Here is a 2,825-nt window from a genome sequence, read left to right on the forward strand (position 1 = left end):
GTGTCCTTCACCTTCAAGACGACCGGTCTCGATCCCACCGGCAAACGCACAAGAAATGGCAACGTCGAAGCAGGGTCAGGATTCCGGGCGATGACAAACTCCACACCCCAACCGTAGATCAGCAAGCTTCGTTCGGGACGGAGCCGGCCAAGTGACGCCGATTGACGCGCGAGAACAGATCGTCACGCCGCTTCAGCAACGACGCCGGGTTTACGGCGCTCACGATATGAGTGGTGTGCCATCAGCCGAGACCGATCGAGCCCCACGCACATCCGGTGCACCCACAAACCATCCTCCCTGCCGGCTATGAGCGGTCGTGGAACGTGTGGGCCCGGGGAATATGAGCGGGCGGATGATGTCGTTCTGGTCGGCTCTCGTGGTTGCAAGCTCGGCTGACGCGTCACTTGGTCTCTTTCGAACGGATGGGACGTCGCGTACACCCGAGGTCTTGTTTTGCAATCTGGGCCAGCCGCTCGGTCGGGTCGTTGGGCTGGTGCAGTGGGCCTGTGTTTATCTGCGAAACTGCTAATGTCTTTAGATGAGCGATTCCGTGTACCGGGCGAAGGCTGAGTTCTTTAAGACGTTGGGTCATCCTGTTCGGATCCGGATCATCGAGGTGTTGGCGGGTGGTTCTCGGTCTGTTTCGGCGATGCAGCCCGACGTGGGAGTCGAGTCTGCTCATCTCTCTCAGCAGTTGGCGATCATGCGTCGTGCGGGGATCGTCAGCGCGGAGCGGCAGGGTTCATCGATGATTTATTCGGTCGTCGATCCGCAGGTCTTCGAATTGCTCAGCGCGGCGAAGCAGATCATCACGACCCGATTGACGAGCGAAGGTGAGCTGCTGGCTGATTTCGACGCGGTGAGCTACGAGCAGAAGCCACGAGGGGCCAGGAGATGATCTCGGGCGAATCAAGGCTTTAGTCGGCGTGCGGCGGATGTTGGAGGCGTTCCAAGACGTTGTCGACGACGTCGCTCGTTGAGGCTTCTCCTCCGAGGTCGAGGGTGCGTACGCCGTCGAGGGCGGCGTCCAAGGTGGCGTTGCGCAGCCGTGTTGCTGCATTGCTGGCGCTGGCCGCTCCGCGGATGGCTGCGTGATCGAGTACGGCGGCGCAGGCGAGCAGCATTGCCATGGGGTTGGCGACGTTCTTTCCTACGAGCGAGGGTGCGGTGCCGTGTGGTGCTTCTGCCATCGCTACTCGAGGGGTGAGGTCGTCGTCGAGCGACAGTAGTACCGATTCGGCGCCAGCGATTGAGCCGAACATCGCGAGCACGAGATCCGACAGGCAGTCGCCGTCGCGGTTCAGCGAGGGTATGACACGCGGCTGTCTTGCAGCATCGGAGAGCAGCGCTGCGTAGCTGGCGTCGATGAGCACGGGGTGGTACGGCACGTGCGGATGGCGCGTTGCGGCGGCGTCCATTTCCTCTTTGAGCATGCCTTCATAGACGGGTGAGACTGTCCATTTCGGTCCACCGAAGACAACACCGCCGATCGTGGACGCGGTCACGAATGAGTAGTCGGCCACAGCCCGACACGTCGAGCGTGTGATCCGCTCAGTGCGGCATGCGACTTCACCTGGCGACCCGGCGTTGCCGCTTCGGACTTCATCGGCACCGTACGCGTCGCCAACTGCCATTCGGACCACAACAATCGGATGGGAGACTGGTGCGAGCGGCGCGACGCCGGGGATGCGGCGCCCGGTCCGCACGATCACCGACCCATCGACGCCTTCGCGCAACAGCCGGTTGGGTGATCCGACGTCACCGATGCCTGGCGGGGTGATCGTTGCAGCTTTCAGTCCGAGCCCGGCCTCGACCATCGCTGCTGCAGCGTCGCTCACAACCGAATTTGCTGTGCGACGTCGGTTTGCGAGTGAGAGATCGAAGTGTTCGAGGCGGACGGGTATGTCGAGCACACCGGATTGGAACACGCGCAGGGCCTCTTCCAGGAGTTCCTGACCGGTTTCGTCGCCGTCGCAAACGACGACGTCGATGCCGCTCATCGATCGATCGAGATCGGCAAGTCAGGGAGGTATGTCCAGAGGTCGACGAGCTGGTGGTATTGCCGGTTCGGAAGGGTGGCCAAGGCGTCGAGGATCGCTGGCCGGGCAGACGCTCGAGTTGCAGCAGCGATGAGTTCCTCCGAGGAGATCGGCGAATTGGCGAAAGCGGACTCGATGCAGTCAGCGATTTCAATCCGCGAGACCGGCAGTTGGCCGTGTTCGGTGATTGCTGGTGGCTGCCGAACCGTCACTTTGCGCTGCCGCTTCCGTCAGAGCCGCTGGGTAGGAAGAAGATGGCGCCAAGGTATGTCCCGCTCCCGAACCCACCGACCCACAGTCCGATCGCCAACGATGCGACCGGTCCGGCGCCACCGATGATCCCGATCAGAAACGTGACAAGGAACGTCGCAGGAATTCCGATCAGCGCACCGAGCCGCACGGCACGGCCCATGCTCTGCTCATTGGTTCTTCCTGCGCCGCCCGGGGGAGAGAGGACCGACATCGAGGTGACCTCACCGGCGTCCTGGCCCGTCGCAACATCAGATGCGGAGGCAGCCCGTTGACGTTGCGCCCCGACTTCCTCCTCGGCATTCGTTCGGTCAAGTATCGTCATATCACGATCTTAGCAGATATATAGCTCGCTAGATACGAACCCCTGGACGCGAGCGACTGATACTGTCGCTACGTGAACTGGGACCCCGCGTCGAAGAATCGGGACCGGATCACCAAACGACGCCAGCGCCGTCTCCGCGAAGAACTCCTCGACGCCGGGATCGATCTGCCTGCCACGGACGGCCTCAGACGCAGCCTCATCGAAGAACTCGA

4 protein-coding genes are annotated in these 2,825 nt (G+C 62.1%); 1 reads left to right on the forward strand and 3 read right to left on the reverse strand.

What is annotated here, in order from left to right:
- Window positions 1-538 precede the first annotated feature (538 nt).
- A complete protein-coding gene (locus ACH2EI_RS20605; protein ID WP_395154789.1) occupies window positions 539-898 on the forward strand; it encodes an ArsR/SmtB family transcription factor in 360 nt (119 codons plus the stop codon).
- Between the two features lie 19 nt (window positions 899-917).
- On the opposite strand, the gene ACH2EI_RS20610 is transcribed toward ACH2EI_RS20605, so the two are convergent.
- Genes ACH2EI_RS20610 through ACH2EI_RS20620 form a run of 3 tightly spaced genes read right to left on the reverse strand, consistent with a single transcriptional unit; the run spans window position 918 to window position 2,613 of the window.
- A complete protein-coding gene (locus tag ACH2EI_RS20610) occupies window positions 918-2,000 on the reverse strand; it encodes an isocitrate/isopropylmalate family dehydrogenase (protein ID WP_395154788.1) in 1,083 nt (360 codons plus the stop codon).
- Window positions 1,997-2,251, reverse strand: a complete 255-nt coding sequence (locus tag ACH2EI_RS20615; protein ID WP_395154787.1) for a DUF2795 domain-containing protein — start codon at window positions 2,249-2,251, stop codon at window positions 1,997-1,999. The genes ACH2EI_RS20610 and ACH2EI_RS20615 overlap by 4 nt, the downstream gene beginning before the upstream one ends.
- Window positions 2,248-2,613, reverse strand: coding sequence for a hypothetical protein (locus ACH2EI_RS20620; protein WP_395154786.1), 366 nt, complete (start codon window positions 2,611-2,613; stop codon window positions 2,248-2,250). The genes ACH2EI_RS20615 and ACH2EI_RS20620 overlap by 4 nt, the downstream gene beginning before the upstream one ends.
- Window positions 2,614-2,825: the final 212 nt, after the last annotated feature.

It is taken from the genome of Ilumatobacter sp. (assembly GCF_041688325.1).
Taxonomy (GTDB): Bacteria; Actinomycetota; Acidimicrobiia; order Acidimicrobiales; family Ilumatobacteraceae; genus Ilumatobacter_A.

Excerpts from the sequence above, each read along its gene's own strand:
- ACH2EI_RS20610 (WP_395154788.1), bottom strand. The coding sequence starts at position 2,000 with ATGAGCGGCATCGACGTCGTCGTTTGCGACGGCGACGAAACCGGTCAG.
- ACH2EI_RS20620 (WP_395154786.1), bottom strand. The coding sequence starts at position 2,613 with ATGACGATACTTGACCGAACGAATGCCGAGGAGGAAGTCGGGGCGCAA.
- ACH2EI_RS20605 (WP_395154789.1), top strand. The coding sequence starts at position 539 with ATGAGCGATTCCGTGTACCGGGCGAAGGCTGAGTTCTTTAAGACGTTG.